Origin of the sequence: Candidatus Uabimicrobium amorphum, from assembly GCF_009002475.1 — a bacterium.
Classification (GTDB): domain Bacteria; phylum Planctomycetota; class Uabimicrobiia; order Uabimicrobiales; family Uabimicrobiaceae; genus Uabimicrobium; species Uabimicrobium amorphum.
Map to the genome: position 1 here is coordinate 4,277,200 of NZ_AP019860.1, position 22,438 is coordinate 4,299,637.

Consider the following 22,438-nt stretch of genomic DNA (forward strand, 5'->3'; position numbering starts at 1 on the left):
GATTTGTGATCGCAAAAAAGTATTGTTTTACCAATAAATAATTACTATTCTAAAATATCTGAATGTTAATTAGTTGTATGGAGTAGCGCATGGTAAAATCACCCAAAATATTAAAAGATCGATACGAAATAAAAAAGCTCCTTGGTCAAGGAGCCACAAGCATGGTTTATCTTGCTCAAGATCTAAAAGAAAACCGTCTAGTCGCGGTCAAGCAGTTGCAGTCGACAACGATGGAATCAATGGAAAAGTTAAAATCGCGTTTTGTGCGCGAATATTATTTCCTGAGCAAGATAAAAGATATGAATATCGTGCGCGCATATGATTACTTTCATATCTCTGAATCGACCCCTCAAATAGATATTCATTTTTTCTTTTTGGTATTGGAATACGTTCCAGGAGTACTTCTTAGCGAGTATATTCCGCAAATTTCTAATACGCCTTTGCGAGTAAAGCTCGCTATGGCTAGCCAGATGATCCGTCCTATTGAAGTCCTCAACGCCATGGGGATTTTGCATCGCGATATTAAGCCTTCTAATATCATGGTATGTGAAAAAACGCGTTTGATAAAATTATTGGATTTGGGGATTGCCAAATCTCTTGGGCAAGGTTCTAACTTGACGCAAACTGGTGTTGCGATGGGGACTCCATCGTACATGAGCCCAGAACAAACCGAGGGGGATTGTACCATCAGTAGCGATGTTTTTTCATTGGGTGTGGTGCTGTATCAGTTTTTTGCGGGACTTAAAGAATCTCCTTTTCAGAGACAAACTGCTATGGCAACGATGAAAGCGATTTGTAGTGAATCTTTGCTACCTCTTGTCAATCGTCTTGACGGTTTTACATCTGGTCACGAAAAAAAAGCGTATATCGAGATGTCGCATATTTTGCATAAAGCCATGGCGAAAAAACCAGAAAACCGACTACAAAGTGCGACAGAACTTTCACAATTATTGCAAAAAGTATACAAAAGTTTAGAAGAGAATAAAACCACGGCGAAGTGGAATGTACGCCAAAGTTTGAGTAACGAAGATGCGCGTGGTTTGAATAAACTTGCAAGCCAATCTCCACAAACAGTGAACAATAACGAATTAGCCGATAATAGTCTATTTGCACACTACAAAATCTTGAAAAAGATCGGTGAAGGAGGCATGGGCTGCGTTTATAAAGCTTTGGATACGAGAAATAACAAGATCGTAGCTTTAAAGATTCTTTTTACGTATTTAGTAGAACAAGAATCCTACAAAGAGCGCTTTTTACAAGAAGTGCGCATGACAAAAATGTTGTCGCACCCTAATATTGTGAAGCTATTTGACTCAGGAAAGTTTAATAATATTTTGTATTTTACCATGCAGTGGGTTGATGGTGTTACTTTGTTAGAGTATGTGGAGCAAAAACAACCTGACATTGGACATTGCGTCGCTCTGGTACGCAAGATTCTTATGGCCATAGAACATGCACATAGTAAAGGTATTGTCCATCGCGATTTAAAGCCCTCAAACATCATGATTAGCAAAGATAACAAGGTCTTTATTATGGACTTTGGTTTGGCGAAAACACTCAGCTATAGTCAGCGTCTAACGGTAACAGGAACTGTTATTGGTACACCTCTATATATGTCTCCTGAACAAGCGTCCGGCTCAAAAAATATAGGCATCCAAAGTGACATTTATTCCTTGGGAACAATTTTATACGAAATGATCACTGGGCAACGTCCTTTTAACGCCCCAACAGCGTTGTTGTTATTGCAAAGAGTGATTAAAGCGCCCCCGAAGGCTCCCTCAAAGTTAAATCCTAAGATTCCGGCGAACTTAGACAAAATTTGTATGAAATCATTATTGAAGCAACCGCGAAATCGTTATGCTACGGCGGCGAAAATGGCCGAAGATCTTGCCAGTTTCGCTTCGGGAAAAGCTTTGCGTAGTACTAGTCGTACTGCCAAAACACGTCTTCAAAAAAATCGACCTAAAGCGAATACCAACAGTAACTCTATATGGTTGATTGTTTGTGGGGTTGTTGTTATTGTTGCTCTTCTCGGATGGGGAATTGTTGCGACCAGCTCACCTTCATGGAAGGAAGAATACAGGGAAGCACAGGATTATTTGGAACAACAACGTTTTGTGGCATCGTATCGTTTACACTTTTTGCTTTTGAATCAATATCCTGAAGAAACATTGTTACTTACTGGTTTTGTGGAAACTCTACGTTTGTGGAGTGCAAAAGAATTGGGTGACAAAAATACCAAAGCTCTATCGGAAATTTCTCTTAAAATTGACCAAGCTTTTACACAATTTATGTTACCCGAGTATTTGAAGAGTGAGCTTGAAGAGTTGCAGAGAAAAATTAAGGCTAAGATGATCTCCATTGCAAAGGAACAACAAAAGAAACAAGAACAACAAAAAGAACCGCAACCAGAAAAAGAGGAAACACTAACGACACCACCAGATTTTGAAGTGACTTTAAAACGTTTTCAACGTGAGATTCTTCGTCAACCTCCCCCAGTACGCTGGGAACTTTGTGGAAATTTTATTTTGCGTTATCAAAATGCACCACCTGCTCTGATGGAACAGGTAAAAAAAATGCGAATGGAAATTGAGGAACAAACTGTTGTTGCTTGCCAAGGGTGGCTATTGGCACTCCAACAAAAAAAGCTGCATAGTATTCCCATCCCATTGGGGGGGTGGCTCATTATTGCGCAAAAAATGACGCGGGAAAATACACGTTTGCAAAAAATTGTTGCGCAGATCGACTCTATTTTACAGGAGAATAAAAAAGTAGTTGAAGACGTCAAGGTTCAAGAAGTCTCCCCTAAAAAGAATGTGCAAGAAATCGCGACTCAGTGGTATAAATTTAAAGACGAACAGTTGTTTTCTTTGTTAAGAAAACGTAGGTTTGACGATATAATGACGCGTTTGGAATATTTTGTTGACGATTTAGAAAATTCTGAACTACGTAGTGAGATTAATGTTTTTTTACGAGAAGTTCAAGAAATTGAACAAGCGATACACAATATAAGAAAAAATACCAAATTGGGTTCTACAATAGCTGTTTCTCTCACCAATAAAAAATATATAAGAGGGCGCGTGGTCGCAATAGATGAGGACAAATTGGTATTGAAAGACTATAAAAAGCGAACGCATGATATCGCATTTAATGAAATTAAGGCTCGTAGCTTGTCAAAAGTTACATCTTTAAAACCCGAGGGATTAGTTATTTTTTTAATTGCCGATGGCGAGTGGAAGCAAGCAAAACAATTGTTGAAGAAGGTTCCACAACAAAGACAAGAGGTCTACCAAAAGATAATTGCAAGTAAAATACAGGATAGTGAAACTTCTATTTCCAAAGGTGTCAAAATTTTAGCTCCGAAAAATTTTACAAAAAAAGGCCGTTATCTTATTGAGGTACCTAATAGAGTTTGGAAGATTACCCTAAAAGGAAAAGTCGACCGGAAAATTACACAACTTATCATTCAGAAGAAAGAAGTTACCTGGGATACAGAGAGAAATTTTAGTTGTGTTGTCGAGTTACAGTGGGGTATGAATGATATTCGGTTGCAAGCGAAAGATGAAAAAGGGGAAAGTTTTTTTCGCAATTGGCGTGTTAAGAGAGCGGCTTCTAAAAACGAGACGACGCATCGTGGAAGTTGGGCGAGAACCGGTGTCTACGTTACACAAGGTTTGCCTAAACTGCGTGGGTTAAAATGGAAATTTAAAACTTCTGGCTACGTTACCGGTTCTCCCATGATAAGTGGTAATGTATTGTACATTGTCAACGGCAAGAGCTTTCTCGTAGCTTTGAATAAGTTCACGGGAGAAAAAATTTGGGATTTTGAGTTATCGAAAGATTCCTCCTCGCGAATTACTATTAGCGACGGAGTTGTATATGCAGGGGCAGCAGATCGTCGTTTGTATGCAGTTGATGCGAAAACGGGAACGGAAATTTGGTCTTTTCGTACAAAAAGAGGAATTCATGGGGCCCCCGTTGTGCATAATAACATTGTGTATGTTGGTTCGGATCGTCTCTATGCTGTTCGTGCGAAAGACGGTAAAGAATTATGGACTTTTGAAAAGTCGCAGCGGATTATTGGGTCACCAGCTATGGCGAATAATCGGTTGTTTGTTGCGGCAAGTGATAATAATAGAGTTTTTTGTGTGGAACTCGGTCGTCCAAAGGAGGTATGGACAGCCAAATTTGCCGAGTGGAAATCACCCGGTTGCGCCGTGCAACGAAATGTGGTTTATTTTGGAGATGTAAAAGGGATACTGTATGCTGTTGACGTGCACAAAGGTAAAGAGATATGGCAGTATGAAGCCGGGGGAGGTATTTCTACAACACCTGCGATTCACAATAAAACGGTTTATTTTGGATCACGTAGCCATGACCTTTATGCGGTAAACGCAGCAAACGGTAGACTACGTTGGAGTTTTTCTACACGAGGAATTGTTCGTAGTTCTCCATCAATTGTGGATGATATTATTTATTTTGGTAGTGATGACAATCATCTTTATGCCGTCACTGAAAGAGGAAAAGAAGCATGGAAATTTGAGACAAAGGGAGAAGTTGTCGGTGCTCCTCTAATTGAGGATGGTGTTGTGTATTTCGCGAGTTACGATAAGTATGTGTATGCGCTACACTAAAAACATTTGTTGTGGTTCTATTTCTAACGGGAGAATGTAATGATGCAAAATCCTGAAGAGGAAAATTTGCGTAAATCTACATCACAGCAAATGATGTTTGGACATTATGTGTTGCAAAAAGAATTAGGACGCGGCGGAATGGGTGTTGTGTATAAGGCGTTTGATACACAATTGCAACGTGACGTTGCTTTGAAGTTCATGATGCCTGGAACGATGAAAGGTCAAAAAAGGTTTCTTGTGGAATCTACGGTGATGGCCAAATTAAATCACCCCAATATTGTACGCTTTTATGAATTTCATGAAAAACCACGGCCATATTTTGTGATGGAATATGTTGAAGGTGAAACGTTAGCAGATCTTATTAAACAGCAACGAATACATTCTGATCATTTGTTATCGTTAATGATCGATGTGTGTAACGCCATGGCCCACGCACATCAACACAATGTTTTGCATCGCGACCTTAAGCCGTCGAATATTATCATTACGAGTGAGGGAAAACCAAAAATCATGGATTTTGGCCTCGCAAAATTATCCAATGATTATGAACGCGACTTGTCGAAAGCCGGTGATATTGTTGGCACGGTGTTGTACATGGCCCCCGAGCAGGTGAAAGGAAAAGCGGGCAAACAAAGTGACATCTATGCGATTGGTGCGACAATCTACGAAGCGTTGACTTCGCAACCGTTGTTTGCGAGTGACAATCAAATGAATTTACTTTTTCATATTCTTCACGACATTCCCATTACACCACGCAAAATTAATTCCCAAATTTCTCCTTATTTTGAGGCTATTTGCCTTAAGTGTTTGGCAAAAAATCCACGAAAACGCTATGACAATTTTCGTCAGCTTGTTCATGAACTAAAAAGTCTCCGAGATAAAAAACCCATAAGAGCGAAAAAATACAGTTTCTGGGATACGACAAACCATTTTGTGGGTAAACATAAATGGCTTATTCTAGTCCTATGTTCAGTCGTTGTCACTGTAACAATAGCTGTTACACAGTATCTGAATGATCGAGTGGATAACGAGAAAAAACAGGCATTGGAAAAACATCTCGAAAATGTACAGAGATATGCAAACCAAAATAATTTTCGTGCGGTTATAAAGAGTTGTGATAAAGCAATAACAATTGCACCAAGCAGAGTAGATTTATATGTGGCCAGAGGTATCGCATTTTTTAGTCTTGGAGAGTATGACTCTGCGATTCTCGATTATGGTGTCGTAATTAAGTTAAATCCAAATGTACCACGAATATATTTTTTAAAGGCGGAGTGTCACTTCAGAAAAAACGAATATGATATTGCGGCTCCTTTGTATCAAAACGCTATTGATTTAAATGTAAAGGGACGTAAAGGTTACTGTTATTTCAGATTAGGGCAAATTTTTGAAAGTCGCCAGCAGCATATAAAGGCTTTGCAGTACTATAACAAAGCCATTGCACTTTCTTTTGTACATCCGCAATTATTTCATCATCGCGGTCGCTTATATTATTTCCAAAAAAAATATGCTATGGCACTAAGAGACTACAATAAGGCGATGAGTTTATACCCTAACAATGCGGTGCTGATTGCTGGACGAGCGGATATTTATTTTGCTCAACAAAAATTCCATAAAGCTGTCGATGAGTGGAAAAAATCTTTGGAAATAAAAGGTGTTGATTCGTTGCCCCCCCAAAGCCGTAATAATGTAAAACTACGCATTAAAATTGCGAAGAGGCGCTTAAAATAATATTGCAACTAATTACCTAACTAAATTCACTTGCAATATGATCATTTGTTTTCATACGCAAAGTATGTTTACCTAATAAATGATTTGGCAGTATGGCATTAGGTTTTGCAATTGGTAAAAACCCGATGGGGTTATTTTTGTGCGCAAAATTTTCAGTCGTTTTAATGATTTCAAAGATGAAAGAATCGGTATACTTTTATCGGAAATTTGCGTACCTTCCAAATTTATTTCCACTAGGCTACTACTGATATTCTTTAAGTAATGAGCATGTTGATCTGTAATATTGGTTTCGTCTAGATCGATCTCTCGTAGATGAGGGTTTGTCAAATACTGTAAGCCTTCTCCGGTTATTTTTGTACCTTCTATGTCTAAGAGCTTTAGATTTTTTAGAGTGGCTACATATTTTAATACGGCGTTTCCCACACGAGTTTCCTGTAAATCCAACGCGATGATGTAAGGGGCATTTTGTATATAACGTAGGTCATCGTCCTTCACCGTGGTGTTGCGAAAACTCAAAAAAATGGGTCTTGTCTGGTGACGAATTTCTTGCAAAGCAGGCGCTATTTTTTTGACGCTTATTTTTACATATCGTTGTTTGTCATTGTATTTGACAATATCTTGTAGTTTGAGATTTTTTGAGGGTTGCTCTTGTGGAGTTTTTTGTGCTTTTTGTTGCGCTAGTTGTTCCTTGAGCCTTTGTTGCTCTTTTGCGGCTTTTTCTTTCTGTTTTTTGAGTTGTTGTTGAAACTTGATTTTTTGTTTTTCGAGTTTTTGTTGTGCAAGCTTTGTCTGGTTAACAGATGGGGTGTTGTTCTGGGAAATATAGAATGTCAAAAATAAGAGAAATACTGCTGTACATACTGAAATAATGACTGTCGTATTGTTTTTTTTCTGAGTCGTTTTTTGACGTTGATTTGTACGTAGTGTACTCGTCTTTCGCGCGGGACGAATAGAAGTCTTTTGTAGTTTTCCCTCATTTACATTTCTTCGCTTACCTTTGTTGCCGTTGGTATTTCGCATATCAGGAAAAGAGACATTCGCGGTTGTTTTTCCATGAGTCATGAAATAATCAATGCCTGTCATAAATTCATCTGCTGTTTGGTAGCGTTCTTCTCGATTGAGAGCCATCGCTTTTAAACAAATTTTTTCTACCGCCGCGGGTATTTCAGGATTTACTTCTCGTGGACGTAAATATTTTTGTTGGGTGATTTTGTAAATAACTTGTCCTAAACGTTCACCATCAATAGCTGGTTGACCGGTTAGCATTTCGTAAAAAATGGTACCCAATGCGTAAATGTCCGCTCGATGATCCACTTCTTCAGTTTCTGCTTGCTCTGGAGCCATATAACGCGGACTACCAAGAAGTTGACCGGTAACGGTAATTTGTTCGGTGGTTTGTCTTTCTAGTTGTTTTGCTAATCCAAAATCCATGACGATAGGACGTAATGTTTCATCTTCTAAAAGGATGTTTGCTGGCTTTAGATCACGATGGATTACTTGGTGATTATGGGCGTAAGCAACTGCGGAAAGAATAGGCTTGATGATCGTTACTATTTGAGGAAAAGATAGTCTTTTGTGTTGCAATACCTCCGACAACGTTTTGCCTTGAATGAAGTCCATTACGATGTAGTCCAGTTGTCCTTCACTTTGAATATCGTGAATGGGAATGATATTGGGATGTTGCATTTTTGCCGTGAGTTTAGCTTCGATCAAAAAGCGTTTACGCGCTATTTCTTCTTGCCCCAACATGACTTTAATGGCGACAATTCTTTCCAAGTTTTGATGATATGCCTTGAAAACTTTTCCCATTCCTCCCGCACCAATGGTTTCCAGTATTTTGTAGTCTCCCAATATTTTGGGAATGCCGTCTATTTTTTGTGGTTCCGATTCACTACGCGTCGATGTTCCCTTACGCGTATCGTTAGAAATAATGGGTTGAGAAGGTGCATTTGGCGCTTTGCCGAGCATAAAATCCAAAATTTTCATTTCCTCAACAGTGAGAATTTGTTGTATGTGTGGTGTTATCTGTAGAAAAGAAGGATGTTGGGCAATTTTTTTTTCAAAGTCACCGAATTGCGGTGGTTGGTTATTTTTTGCATTTTGTAGATCATGATTAAAAATTTTGTCTATCACTGTTGGTTGTACAACAGAAAGTTTTCTAATTTCAGATAAAAAAATGTATTTGATAAAAAATAATCGCAAAAGATTAAGTTGTTGTCCTGTCAGTTTTTTTGCCAGGTATTCTTCAAGGCTCATCTTTAAAGATGATATATTTTGTATGTCTGTGTGGGTCATGTAACCTAAAACTTTTACACAGTTTTGCAAACTCTGTTGACGGTAAATCATCGGTTTCTCTGTATTTTATGGAATTTGTATTATTACCAATAAAGCTTAGATTACGATACTGTAATTACTTTTTGTTTGCAATATAAAACTTGTAGGGCGGATGAATGTCCGCCCTAAACGCATGACTAATCGAATATTTGTATTTTTAAGTTTGCCGCGAATTTTTTGATATCGTCGCGTAGCGATTTTTCCGGTAGTTCTTGGTCTTTTTTTCCTGTACCCCAGTAGAGATTTTCTCCTTCGGGTAGTCTCTGTAGTACATCTTTAAAAGCTTTTACTCCCACAACTGTAATTTTTACCCAACCATTTTCTATTTTCTCGCCTACAGGCGATATTTCATCAAAAGTTTTTATGCGGTTGGTTCCAGTAATTAAGCAAAAATACCATTTGTTTTGTTGTTGCCAACTGTAGAGCTCGTAGCCTTTAAACGATTTGGCGAGTTTTTCAGGCATGTAGTTTGTTGTTTCTTTCATTGCCCATATTCCATATACGCGAATGCCTTTTCCTGCACCAGGCCCTTTCATTCCGATAGGACGTTGTGACATCGGATGAACTTTTGCGGGTTTGGGACGGTGTGGAGCACCGATTATCTTTACTTTTTTGCGGTGAAATTTTTTGATTTTTTCAAAGGAAACTTTCGCCGATGAACGCAGAAAACGACCAGGTAAATCTTGGGGGGTTTCATTACTTATGTCTAGGACACAATAATCACTTCCACCTGCCTGCCACGACTCAAGGCTTTTGCTCCATGGTTTGTGAATGACAGTACCATATGCCACAATTAATTTTTCCCAACCGCGATCATCTGGTGATAGATGTCCTTTTACTCCGTTAGAACATTCGATAAGAAGAGTGTTATCTTTACTATTAATGATTTTAAAAATGGTTCCTTCAGGAATAGACAACAAAGGGGCTTTTGGTTTCATAAATGGTAAATAGGAAACCTCTTTTGTTGTGATATGTGTGAAGTCTGTAAGTCTATTCGCCAGTGCTTTTTGTTCTTGGCTGTACACAACACTTATCCATAAGCAAGTTAACAAATATAATATTTTGTTTTTCATAGCTAACATCCTAAAAAATGTAAAAAACATCGGTATGGTTTTCCGCCAACAATTAATGTTCCAAAGCACTAGTACTTTGGAACATTGAAATTTAGCTAATCCTGAAGTATAGGAAATCACTAGCATGCGATGCCCTCCCGCCGGCTAATCGCCGGCTGCCCTCCCATAGGGAGGGCTTATGTATAGCACTTCGTAAAAGAAAAAACGACATGTTGGTAAGTAATCTATACCATGTGTAAGTGGTTCGAACTAACGTTGCGTTTTTTCAACACTTTTTGATATACGTAAACTCCCCCAGTGGGGGAGTAATCGGCGAAGCCGATTGTGGGGGCACCAAATACCAGAGAATATCTATACTTAGGCAACTTTCACAAATTAATACTCCAAAGTACTAGTTGTTCTAATATAACAAAATTAACAATGAACTGTTGTAACAAGTTTGTAAAACGAATACACAATGGCCAATTTATTGACCATTAGAAAAAATTATACTTATTTATAATGTAATATAATTTTACTTATGGTGAATATCGGAGATAATGTAAATAACTTAATTTGAAATACCCGAGTCATTATTGATGACGCTTATTTAAACTATTACAATAAAATGGATGTATTTATTTTGTGAGGGAAAGTGGATGAAGACAAAACTAATTCAGGACCTTTCGCCTACGGAAAAAGAAAAACTTTTACAAATACAAAACAATCCTGAGCAGGTCATTTGCCATGATTTTTTTGGCGATGGTGATTATCATTTCATTGCTTTGGGAGTTATGTTTATACTTAGTGTGTGTGCGGTGATTGCTTTTGCGAATAATGTCAATATTATGTATAGCTCGGGATTGTTTGTTGCATCAGCAATCGTCATGGGACTTTGGCTTGTTGTTCGCCTCGAAAAGGAACCTTTTCTAGAGGTGGGTATCATGATTGCGGGAGGACTCGTTGTCATTATGCTTGCGGGGACGGAGAATGCGTATGTTTCGCTTGCGGTTAGTTTATTTTTTGCGTGGAGTGTAATCCAATCTATATACATGACGTATTCGGTACGTTGCCGCGAAATCAAGACGGCGCGTTTTATTGTCCCATTATATGTTGTTTGGATTCACGATACACAAATTGATTACTATGAGTTTTGGAGTGGAAAACAATCTTTGGTCTCTACGACCAATCGTGAGTCCAGTACCAGTAGTGCGGCAGTGGATCACGTTTTTACCTTTGAAGACGGGAGTGAGATTGTATACAGTGTACCAAAAAATGGTGAATTGGATTCCTTGTTGAAAGATGTTAGTCTTCAGGTGAAAGATTACAAGTCTATGGAAAACATTTATGGTAACCTTGAAACATATCGAATTTTTGCGTAACTAAATGTATTATTTCTCTTGTTGTTTCGATGTTACTGCTTTTATATTACGCATTAAGCCAGCGTGTTTTGTTCTTTTAATAGGGCTTTTACGGTAATTTTCGCGAAATTTTTCTTCACTGATGTTGGAAAGCTCGTGGAGTTCTGGATTGAGGTTATGTGGGCGCGGTGCGAAACTTTCCTCGGTTGTTTCCTGTGAAAATTTGTTATTCCATGGGCAAACGTCTTGACATATATCACAACCGAAAATCCAATTATCCATTTTGGGTTGTAGTTCTTGTGGAATGTCAAATTGTGGTTTGAGTTCAATCGTTAGGTAGGCAATGCATTTGTTGGCATCAATTACATAGGGATCAGTGATGGCATCGGTCGGACAGGCATCTATGCACCTAGTGCATGAACCACAGTGGTCGCTCATGGGAGTATCATAATCTAGCGTGCAATTTACCACTACTTCGCCCAAAAACATCCATGATCCGTAGTCGCGACTGATTACCGTATTGTGTTTTCCCAACCAACCAATACCACTTTTTACGGCCCAAACTTTATCCATAATCGGGGCGGAATCTACGAAAACACGCCCTGAAATATTCTCGTCTTGTTCGCAAATAAAATCTAAAAGTTGCCGCAGGTGTTTTTTCATGACATCGTGATAGTCATCTCCCCAGGCATAGCGAGAAATTTTCCCTTGGGATGGATTGTGGGCGTGTTGATGTTTTGTATAGTAGTTCATCGCCACAGAGATAATGGACTTTGCTCCTGGCACTAACTTACATGGATCTACTCTTTTGGCAAAATGATTTTCCATATAGTGCATTTTGCCTTGATAACCATTGTCTAGCCAAGTTTGCAATAATTTTTCTTCGGCTTGTAGATGCTGTGCTTGTGCAATTCCCACATGACAAAATCCGAGTTCCAGTGCTTTCTCTTTGATTTTATGGCTAAGAGTTTTTTCCATTCTCAGAACTTAACAGACAGTAGGTCTTTTTCTTGTAAATCGTGACAAATCTCTTGGCAATCGGTGTAGCTACTTAACATTTTTTGTAGAACTTCTTTTGCTCCATCCGAGGCTTCAACGTCATCTATATTGATTTCACCTTCGGCGATTTCTCCGGTAAGCATTTCATAAAAAACAACGGCCAAATCGCGGATATCTTTAATTAGAGGGCTATTGTTGGCTTCGTCTTTTATACCCCAGCGATCGCGACAAGCAGCACGATGTAATTTGGTATGTAGTTTAGGTTTGTTGTTATTCGAGAGTATAATACTTTTCGAGCTAACTTCGCAGTGAACAACATTTCGTTCGTGCAAATAACTTAGCGCTTGTGATGTTTGATACACAATGCGACATGCCGTTGGTTCAAAGTAAGCTCCGCAAGTGGATATTTCTCTACCAATGGAAACACCGTTGACGTACTCCATTACATAGTAAATTTTGCCATCGATAGAGCCTGTGTGATGAACATCAATAATATTATCGTGATTGAAATCTACTGCTTTGGCAAAGTACTGTTGGAAGTTGTCGGAAAAGTCTTCTGGCAAAGGTGTTTCGCGTTCTAAAACCTTTAAGGCTAGTGGAATACGCGAACGTTCTCCGCGCAATTGTTCTCCTTGGCGAATAGTATCGCTTCCCCAAAAGTGCTTATAGACAACATTTTGGAATAACTCATTATTTTTTAATGCACTCATCAATGGTGTAATAAGACTACGAATTTCTTCTTCTTCGTTTTGTACTTTGTAAATATCACCATACTCTCCATTGGCGATTTTTTCTATTATTTTATAGTTGTCAACTGTGTTCATCACTGGTAATTCCCGCTATCTTTTGAAGAAATTGGTGGGGAAATTTTACAAGATTCCCCACCAATTGTTTTAATCTAAAAATTGGCAAATTGTTTGTGTAGGTGTTTCAATTTTTCCAATTTTTCCTGGTTTTCTTGTGCTTTGGCACGTTCAGCAGCAACAATTTCAGGCTTAGCTCGCTCCACAAAGTTACGATTATCTAATTTTTTGCTAATACTTGCAATATATTTCTCAACTTGTTGTATTTCTTTTTGCAAACGTTCCAATTCTTTGTCTACATCCACAAACTCGTGAATATCCACGTAAACTTCACAGCTCGAATCTAGCAATGTCACTGTTTTTTGTGGTTTAGCACTTTCGTTTTCTATAATTTCTAAACTGTCCAGGTTCGCTAAACGTATTATACTACGGTGACTTTCTTTGTCCGAAAGTAACGATTGTGCGAGTTCATTTTTGGCAAGGATATATGCGCGAATTTTTTGTGCTGGCTTAATGGTATAATCAGCACGCAGGGTTCTTACCAAAGTGACAATATCTTGTAACTTATTGAATTTGGCGATAATTGCTTGCAATGAATCTTCGGGCTCTTGACTTTCGGGAAATTTTTCCATAACAAGTAATGGCGACTCCGGACGTTTACTTCCCCATAAATTACTCTTATCTCCTACTTCAATGAGTTTATTCCATAACTCTTCGGTGATAAATGGGGCAATCGGGTGAAATAGACGCAATATATCGGCAAACGCTGTGATTAGACTGTGTAGAGCTGTTTTTCTTTGAACATCGTCTTCTGATGTAAGTCTTGCTTTACATAGTTCAACATACCAATCGCAAAAGTCACTCCAGATAAGTTGGTAGTAAATTTCCCCCAAATGAGAAAAATCGTATTTATCTAAGTTCTCACGTAGTTTGTTGGTGGCAAGTTGAATCTTTCCCTGCATCCATAGATCTTCATCACTAAGGTGTGCCGCGAAATCTTCGGGAGAATTATTGTCTTTTTCTTGGTCGATATACATGAAGATAAAACGCGCTGCGTTCCACAGCTTTGTCATAAATCTACGACCAATGTCATAAAAAATATTTAGAGATAAACGAATTTCTTGTCCTGTCGAGCATTGGTGCAGTAAAGTATAACGCATTGCATCTGCTCCGGCAGCTTCGAAACCATCAGGAAAGTTTTTCTCAATTTCCTTTAGGCGTTTTTTCATATCACTTGGACGCGCTTCGTTTACTGGCTTTTTTAAATCGTCGATTGTGGCACCATCAATAACAACAAGTGGGTCAATCCCGTTTCCTTTTGATTTACTCATCGTTTCACCCTTGGCATCGAGAATGGTCGGGTGAATGTATACATTTTTGTAAGGAAACGCATCTTCAAATTTTAAAGCGCTAAAATTCATACGCGCCACCCAAAAGAAAATAATATCTTTTGCGGTAGAAAGCGTTGTGGTGGGAAAATAGCGTTTAAAATCGGAGGAATGTTCTGGCCATCCAAGCGTTGACATCGGCCACAACGCGGAAGAAAACCATGTATCGAGTACGTCTTCTTCCTGCCTCCATACATCGGGATTATCCAAAACTTGTTGTGGTGTTTCTTCACTAACAAGTACTTCGCCTGTTTCTTTATGATACCAAGCGGGAATACGGTGTCCCCACCAAATTTGTCGCGAAATACACCAGTCACGAATATTATTTAACCAGTGAAAATATACCTTGTTCCAACGTTCTGGCTGAATATTGAGTTCACTGTGACGTTCTAGGGCCATTTTGGCCAAAGAGTCCATTTTCACAAACCATTGTTTGGATAAACGATACTCAATCACCTCTTTAGAGCGATAAGAACGTCCTAGCGGAACTTTGTATTTTTGTTCTTTGTCTAGAAGTTCTTGCTCTTTTAGGTGCTTTACTGCCTCACGACGACATTTGTAGCGATCTAGTCCACGGTATGCTTCTGGAACTTCGTCGTTCATTGTGGCGTCTTCGTTCATTACGTTGATAGGTTCGAAATTGTGACGATTCCCCACTTCAAAGTCGTTTGGGTCGTGTGCCGGAGTAATTTTCAAACATCCTGTTCCAAAAGCTTTATCTACGTAATCGTCGGCGATGACCGGAATTTCTCTGTCTGTCAGAGGTAATTTTACTTTTTGGCCTATGTATTTTTGATAGCGTTCGTCTTCGGGATGAACAGCTACTGCTACGTCACCAAAAAGGGTTTCAGGTCTTGTCGTTGCGACGATGAGATACTCGTCTTCTGCGCCAACAACGGGATATTTAATGTGCCATAAGTGACCAGATTCTCCACCTTCTTTTGTCTCTACTTCGTCATCGGAAAGTGCTGTGCGGTCAACAGGACACCAGTTTACAATGCGTGTTCCTTGGTAGATGAGACCTTCGTCATATAGCTTTTTGAAAGAACGATTTACTGCGCGAGATAGACCTTCGTCCATGGTAAAACGCGTGCGTTCCCAGTTACAACTACAGCCCATTTTACGTAGTTGATCGAGAATAACGTTTCCGTATTTTTCTTTCCATTCCCATACATACTCTACAAATTTTTCGCGACCAATTTCGCGATAGTCAATTCCTTGCTGGTCAAGCATCTTTTTTACGACTGTTTGTGTCGCAATGCCTGCATGGTCTGTTCCTGGAATCCATAGCGCATCATAACCACACATTCTTTTGTAGCGAATGAGCATATCTTGTATGGTGTTGTTTAGCGCATGCCCCATATGTAAACGTCCGGTTACGTTTGGTGGGGGGATGGCAATGGTATATGTTTCTGCTTTTGCTCTTTCTTCATCTAAAACCGTTCCGTCGGGGGATAAGGCCGCATTGAAACAACCCTGGTCCAACCATTTTTGATAAATTTGTTCTTCGATTTCTGAAAAATTATATCTTGGAGGTATAACTTCACTCATAACTTTTTTCCTTATGGATTCTTAACGAATTTTATTGTCAATTTTGAGTTTGTTATCAATTTAAATAAAGCAAGCAAAATATACGTTGTTTATTTTTATGAAGATAAACTTCGGTGATGTGTCATTCCTGCGAAAGCAGGAACCTAGCAATATAAAATTGTCTTGAGAATGCTGGATCCCTGATCAAGTCAGAGATGACAACCTAGAGAAATGTTTTTATTGATAACAACTTCTAGTAAAAACGTAAGAACCTTGTTTTTTCTTGCTTAAATCTCAATTAAAATGATTATTGTACTGCCTACGTAATAGATTATCTACTAATTTTGTTGCAAACTAGATAACTTTTCCCAAAAGTCGGGGAAGGATTTTGCCACTACTTGTGGGTTTTCTATATAGACTCCTTCTTCTAAACACCCTAGCATCGAAAATGACATTGCCATGCGGTGGTCATCGTAGGTGTGAATGTGTTTTTTTCCTTGTGGCGTACCGCCATAAATGGTCAGTGAGTCGTCGTCAAATTCACTGTGAATACCTATCGTCTTTAATTCATCATGTACTGCCTTACAGCGGTCTGTTTCCTTGTGTTTTAGTGTGCTTAAACCTGAGATGTGTGTTTTTCCTTTCGCAAATGCCGCAACGACCGACAATGTTTGGGCGCTATCAGGAAGGAGTGTCATGTCGCAGTTGATCCCTCGTAAGTTACCGTTGCTTTTAACTTCAATCCAGTTTTCTCCATGGTGAACCTGACACCCCATTTGCTCTAGCAAAGTGGCAAAATAGATATCCCCTTGCTCACTTGTTGGCGATACATTGTGCACACGGATGCTTCCACCAGATATGGCCGCCAATCCCCAGAAATAAGTGGCTCCTGTGGCATCGCCCTCTATATAAACTTCGGTGGCATTGCTTTTTTGCGGTTTTATTGTGTAGCCACGTTGATTAGATTCATGAACTTCCACGGCAAATTTTTTTAGATATTCTAGTGTCATGAGGATATATGATTGGGAAATTTTTTTGCCACAGACTTTTAGTTGTAAACCGTGAGGGAAAGCGCATCCACATAGCAAAAGAGCACTAATGAATTGACTACTCATGGTATTATCTACGACAATTTCTTTCGCCGTGGGATTTGTAAAACCACGAATGACAATCGGCGCACATCCTGTCGTTTCAAGATAGTCAATGTTTGCTCCTAAATCGCGCATTGCATTGACAAGATCTCCTATGGGCCTTTGATGAAGGCGTGGTGTACCGGCAAGGATAATTTCACCTCCGGCAATACAGCAAAGAGGAATCAAAAATCGTAGTGTGGTTCCTGCCATTCCGACGTTAATTTCGCCATGGTAAGGCTTTAGTTGTCCGGCGATGTGTAGGGCGTTTTTGTGGTGGGTTGTGGATATTCCCATGCATTGTAGTGCGCGAATAAGAAGAGCACTGTCATCACTGGGAGAGTAGTTGTAAAGGATAGAAGTTCCTTCCGCCAATGCTGCAAGAATTAATGCACGGTTTGTATAGCTTTTCGAACCGTGTAGATGTATTTCACCACGCATATGCTGTGGTAGATGGACAAATTTAGCGTTTTCCATATCAAAATGGCTTTTCTCTGTTGTGAAAGGCAACGGGTCGCGAAGACATACTTGGATTTTCAATAGAGTCGATGACATTGTAATAACTGTCATAGCGAAATTCTTCGATTTCTCCCTTTTCGACAGCTTCTTTTACGGCACACTTGGGTTCATGAGTGTGTGTACATCCACGATAACGACAGTGAGAAGACAATGCGGCAATTTCTGGATAATAATTTGTTACTTCTGCAACGGAAGTTTCCCACAAATTGAGTTCGCGGATACCTGGTGTGTCAACAACGTAACCTCCAATGCACAGGGGATTTAATGTTACGCTAGTTGTTGCATGTTGTCCGCGGCGACTTTTACGGCTTATGTTTTTCGTGACAAGTGTCAAGTCGGGATCTATTGTTAGTAATAAGGACGATTTTCCAACGCCGGAGTGTCCCGCAAGAGCTGTTGTTTTGTCCTTAAGGATGTTGCGCAATTCATCTAGACCTTGTTGCGTTTTTGTACTTGTGCACACAACGGTATATTCTAGCTGGCGATATGTTTCAATGACCTGTTCTATGCGCTCTTTATTTTTATCTTTGTGCAAAAGATCTTGTTTATTTATACAAATAACAGGTTGTAAGTCTCCCTTGATCGCGGCTATGATAAAACGGTCGACGATTCCCGGATGAAAAGGAGGATTGTAGACCGCTGTTACAATGAGAAGTTGATCGATGTTACTCGCAACAATTTGTTCTTTCGCGACAGCTCCTATGGCGCGACGTGAAAGTTTCGTGTAGCGCGGTAAGAGCTCTTTCACAATTATTTCTTCGGCTTCATCTTCGATAAAAAGGACTCGGTCTCCGACACAAAGAGGTTTAGATGTTTTGGGATCAACGCCAATGACTTTATGTGGAATGTATGCGTGGTATGTATTTTGCTCGCTGTGGATTTGGCATCTTTTCCCATCCACACGTGTAACAACACCTTGTTTGAGATCCATATTTGTTCCTGTTTGTTTTGTAATTTGAAATAATGTATGGTTGTTTTTTATGCTGTAAGTTCTTAAGTATAACAATACTAAAGTTTGTTTGAAAGTAATAACTGTGTCCACCAAGATTGCATAGAAAAAACTTTTCCATTAAAAACGAATCTGTTATCATACAGAAGATATAAAATGTGCAAGTAGTAAAAATATTTGGAGTTTTTTAATGAAACAATTTCTAGCCATTCTTTTTATTACACTTATTACTGTTGGACTTGTTTGGGAATCTAAACCACAAGAAAAGTCTACAGATGTAAAAAAAGAGGAAGAAAAAAAAGATGTTAAGGTGCCTGCACGCGATGCAGACGGTAACGATTTGTACATACAAAGTAAAGATGCAGATGGCAACGTTACTTATGTTCGCAAAATGGTAGGCAAAAGTGTTGATACAAAGATCAATGAAGCAATTCAGCCTTACTCAAATAAAGTAGTCGGTGTTATATTTCGTGCTGTTCCCATCAGTAGCTCAAAAGTAAAAAAAACAGAGCTGCAACCAATGGTCGATAAGGACGGAAAACCGATTTACGAACAACAAATAGACGACAAGGGAAGATATAAAGTCGACGATGATGGAAAACCTGTTTATGTTCAAAAGAGTGAAGAATCTTTTGTTCTCGAAAATGGTGCTTTCGTGTATGTTGAAAAACAAGACAACGATGGCAAGGCTGTAAAAGATGACGAAGGCAATACTCTTTACATAGCAAAAAAGCAAACAAAACTTATCACCGACGCCGATGGAAATCCCGTTTATGTTCAAAAAATGAAGTCTGTTGATGTAAAAGACGAGCAGGGTAATCTAGTATATGTTCCTGAGCTAGACAAAGACGGGAATCCTAAAAAAGATGCCGAAGGTAATATTGTCTATGTCATCAATCAAGTGAAAGTTCCTTTTGTTTTAATTTGGTTGGTTGTTGCAGCGATTGTATTTACCATATACATGGGATTTATCAACATACGTGGATTTTTAACATCTATTAACATAGTACGCGGTGTTTACAGTAATCCTGACGATGAAGGTGAAGTATCACACTTTCAGGCTCTTACCGCAGCGTTGTCTGGAACCGTAGGTTTGGGGAATATCGCTGGTGTTGCTATTGCTGTTTCCGTTGGTGGTCCTGGAGCTACTTTTTGGATGATCATGGCAGGTCTTCTTGGTATGTCTTCTAAATTTGTGGAATGTACCTTAGGTGTAAAATACCGTGAAGTTCATGAAGATGGATCGGTTTCCGGTGGACCAATGCAATACTTGAGTAAGGGACTTGAAAACAAAGGTCTTGGTTTTATTGGACTTCCTCTGGCTGTGTTCTTTGCACTGATGTGTGTGGGGGGATCGTTTGGTGGTGGTAACATGTTCCAAGTTAACCAGGCATTCCAACAATTTCAAACCGTAACTGGTGGAGAAAACAGTTTTATTGCAGGTTCTGGATGGCTTTTTGGTGTTGTTATGGCTGGTTTGGTGGCCATTGTAATTATCGGTGGAATCAAAAGTATCGCCAGTGTAACCGATAAAATTGTACCATTCATGTGTGGTATTTATGTTCTAGCCGCTGTTTCTATTCTTTTCCAAAGAATGGGAGAAGTTCCTGGAGCATTTGGCCTTATCATTTCGAGTGCTTTCTCATCTCAAGCGGCTTTCGGTGGTTTTGTTGGGGTACTTATTCAAGGTTTTAAACGCGCTGCTTTCTCCAACGAAGCGGGAATTGGTTCTGCATCTATCGCCCACTCAGCTGTAAAAACAAATGAACCCGTAACAGAAGGTTTGGTTGCACTTCTTGAACCATTCATCGATACCGTAATTGTTTGTACTATGACCGCTTTGGTTATTGTAATTACTGGTCATGTCGATCCTCATACTGGAGTATGGTCACCGCTGCATAGCGCAAGTGATGGTATTCAAGTTACTTCTGCTGCTTTTGCAACAGCCTATACTTGGTTTCCGATTGTTCTTTGTGGGGCGGTTGTGTTGTTTGCTTTCTCTACTATGATTACTTGGTCTTATTACGGCTTACAGGCATGGGAATTTATTTTTGGCCGAAGTAAAGCCGCGAACACAACCTATAAAGTATTGTTTTGTCTTTTTGTCATCATTGGTGCGTCGATGAGTTTGGGTCCTGTTGTTGACTTCTCTGACTCGATGATTTTTGCGATGTGTTTTCCAAATATTATTGGATTATATATCTTGTCACCTGAAATTAAGAAAGACATGATTTCTTTTATGAGCCGTATACAAAGTGGTGAAATAAAGAGATATAAGTAGATTTGCACAAAAGTTAAAAGTGGAGTTTCGCTCCACTTTTATCTCATGGGCTTTGGTCCAACGAACATTGCCATTGTGATAAACAATCCTGCAATTACATACCCAATAATCGCATAAATCGAAACATCCTTGAACTTTGGTTCAATACCCGCTGTCGCCATAATAGACGCTCCTACAACAAAAGCCGCTGCAATGATACTGTACGCTAAGCGCTGGAATATTTTATCGATTTCAATCAAATCGCGATGTGTGGCTTCGTGTTTAATTGTTATTTGCAATTTTCCCGTTTTCAAACGGCGCATTAATTCTTTTAAATCGGACGGTAAAGCTTGTAATAGATTGTACAATGTCCAAAAATTAAAAAATAGTTGATTGAATATGTGTTTGGGAGAAATTTTTTGGCGAATGATTTTGTGTAGGTGGGGAGAGGCCGCCTGTATTAAATCAAATTTAGGGTCCAAGTCACGACCAATGGCGACAATTGTAACCATTGATTTTACGAGTAACATGAAGTCTTGTGGTAAAATGGCTTTGTGCTCACGTGCCAGACTGAAAACATCTAAAAATACTTTTCCCATATCCAAATGTTCTAGAGGAACACCTAAATAACGGTCTAGTAATTCGAGAATGTCTGTGGTTACTTTTTGTTTATCGGGCATTTCTGTAAAAACACCTATGTCCGAATATACTTCGACGATAAGGCGAATATCTTTTTTGACAATCGCAATAATTACCGTTGATAATTGATTTTTTAAATCATGAGTCAAGTGTCCCACAGAGCCGAAGTCAATCAGATTGATTTTTCCTGTCGAGGTTACAAGAATATTACCTGGGTGAGGGTCACCGTGAAACATACCTTTCACAAAATATTGCTGCATAAATGAAGAAGCTAAAACGCGCGCAAGATTTTTAAGGTCCACTCCTTGAGACCTCAATATTTCGGTCTCTCCGATGTTTACACCTTCTAAACGTTCGAGAACAATCACATTTGTTGTTGTGTAATCCCAATATACTTTTGGACAGCTAATATGTGGATCATCGGCCATCATTTTACCGAACTTTTCACAGTACGATGCTTCCTGTGTGAAGTCCAATTCTTTACGCATATTTTTGGCGAATTCTTTTACAAGACGCGTTGGTTGGAGAATGCGTAGTTCTTCAATGTAATATTCTATGAGTTCTGCAAAAAATTGTAGGATGTCGATGTCTGTGGCAATGGTTTTTTCGATTCCTGGACGGCGGATTTTTACAATCACTGGTGAACGATCGGGCAATTCAGCGGCGTGCGCTTGCCCCATAGAGCCAGATGCAAAAGCTTCACTAGTGAAGGTGTGAAAAATTTCTTGTACGGGACGTTCAAACTCTTTTTCAATAACAGAAAATACTTGGTCAACAGGAAAAGGGGGAACTTTATCCTGTAGTAATTTGAATTCTTGGATGAATTCTTGGGGTAAGATATCGGGCCTTCCCGAAAGAATTTGTCCTAGCTTTACAAAGGTGGGACCAAGCTCTTGTAACACATAACGTACGCGTACAGCTATGGAAGCCTCTGTCATTGTTTTCTTACGAAAAACTTTGAGTTTTCCCAAGCCTGGAACGTAGCGTACAAGGTTAAGACGTGCTACAAAATGACCAAATCCATGTTTGGTCAGAACTTGAATGATTTCCTTTAAGCGTACTAAACTACGATATGTGCGTTTAAAATTGAGTATTCCCATTTTTTCTCT

The 22,438-nt window shown here is 39.2% G+C and carries 11 protein-coding genes and 1 pseudogene; 4 read left to right on the forward strand and 8 right to left on the reverse strand.

The annotated features are described in order from the left end of the window. Positions 1–89: 89 nt before the first annotated feature. Both UABAM_RS15450 and UABAM_RS15455 read left to right on the forward strand, forming a co-directional pair. Positions 90–4,634, forward strand: a complete 4,545-nt coding sequence (locus UABAM_RS15450; protein WP_151968907.1) for a protein kinase domain-containing protein — start codon at positions 90–92, stop codon at positions 4,632–4,634. A gap of 39 nt (positions 4,635–4,673) precedes the next feature. Continuing rightward, on the forward strand, positions 4,674–6,365 hold the full coding sequence (locus tag UABAM_RS15455) for a protein kinase domain-containing protein (RefSeq protein ID WP_151968908.1): 1,692 nt from the start codon (positions 4,674–4,676) through the stop codon (positions 6,363–6,365). A 72-nt stretch (positions 6,366–6,437) separates the two neighbouring features. Here UABAM_RS15455 and UABAM_RS15460 read toward each other — a convergent pair whose 3' ends face one another. Next, the gene (locus UABAM_RS15460; protein ID WP_151968909.1) at positions 6,438–8,711 is read right to left on the reverse strand and encodes a serine/threonine-protein kinase; all 2,274 of its coding nucleotides are present in this window, start codon (positions 8,709–8,711) and stop codon (positions 6,438–6,440) included. A 125-nt stretch (positions 8,712–8,836) separates the two neighbouring features. After that, on the reverse strand, positions 8,837–9,772 hold the full coding sequence (locus UABAM_RS15465; protein ID WP_151968910.1) for a hypothetical protein: 936 nt from the start codon (positions 9,770–9,772) through the stop codon (positions 8,837–8,839). Positions 9,773–10,410: 638 nt separating this feature from the next. On the opposite strand from UABAM_RS15465, the gene UABAM_RS15470 reads away from it, so the two are divergent. Further along, positions 10,411–11,133: a hypothetical protein gene (locus UABAM_RS15470; RefSeq protein ID WP_151968911.1), complete on the forward strand. Its 723-nt coding sequence runs from the start codon at positions 10,411–10,413 to the stop codon at positions 11,131–11,133. 9 nt (positions 11,134–11,142) lie between these two features. Here UABAM_RS15470 and queG read toward each other — a convergent pair whose 3' ends face one another. The 5 genes from queG to rsgA form a co-directional block, all read right to left on the reverse strand. Further along, complete coding sequence (gene queG / locus UABAM_RS15475) at positions 11,143–12,090, reverse strand: tRNA epoxyqueuosine(34) reductase QueG (protein ID WP_151968912.1); 948 nt, start codon at positions 12,088–12,090, stop codon at positions 11,143–11,145. A gap of 2 nt (positions 12,091–12,092) precedes the next feature. Then, a complete protein-coding gene (locus tag UABAM_RS15480) occupies positions 12,093–12,935 on the reverse strand; it encodes a protein kinase domain-containing protein (protein WP_229759427.1) in 843 nt (280 codons plus the stop codon). A gap of 74 nt (positions 12,936–13,009) precedes the next feature. Continuing rightward, positions 13,010–15,853: a valine--tRNA ligase gene (locus tag UABAM_RS15485; RefSeq protein WP_151968914.1), complete on the reverse strand. Its 2,844-nt coding sequence runs from the start codon at positions 15,851–15,853 to the stop codon at positions 13,010–13,012. Positions 15,854–16,170: 317 nt separating this feature from the next. Next, positions 16,171–17,532, reverse strand: a complete 1,362-nt coding sequence (aroA, locus tag UABAM_RS15490; protein WP_151968915.1) for a 3-phosphoshikimate 1-carboxyvinyltransferase — start codon at positions 17,530–17,532, stop codon at positions 16,171–16,173. Beyond that, complete coding sequence (rsgA, locus tag UABAM_RS15495; protein ID WP_151968916.1) at positions 17,441–18,412, reverse strand: ribosome small subunit-dependent GTPase A; 972 nt, start codon at positions 18,410–18,412, stop codon at positions 17,441–17,443. The genes aroA and rsgA overlap by 92 nt, the downstream gene beginning before the upstream one ends. An 898-nt stretch (positions 18,413–19,310) precedes the next feature. On the opposite strand from rsgA, the pseudogene UABAM_RS15500 reads away from it, so the two are divergent. Then, positions 19,311–20,711: pseudogene (locus UABAM_RS15500) on the forward strand (alanine/glycine:cation symporter family protein); the annotation flags it as partial. Between the two features lie 38 nt (positions 20,712–20,749). On the opposite strand, the gene UABAM_RS15505 reads toward UABAM_RS15500, so the two are convergent. Beyond that, a complete protein-coding gene (locus tag UABAM_RS15505; protein WP_151968917.1) occupies positions 20,750–22,429 on the reverse strand; it encodes an ABC1 kinase family protein in 1,680 nt (559 codons plus the stop codon). Positions 22,430–22,438: the final 9 nt, after the last annotated feature.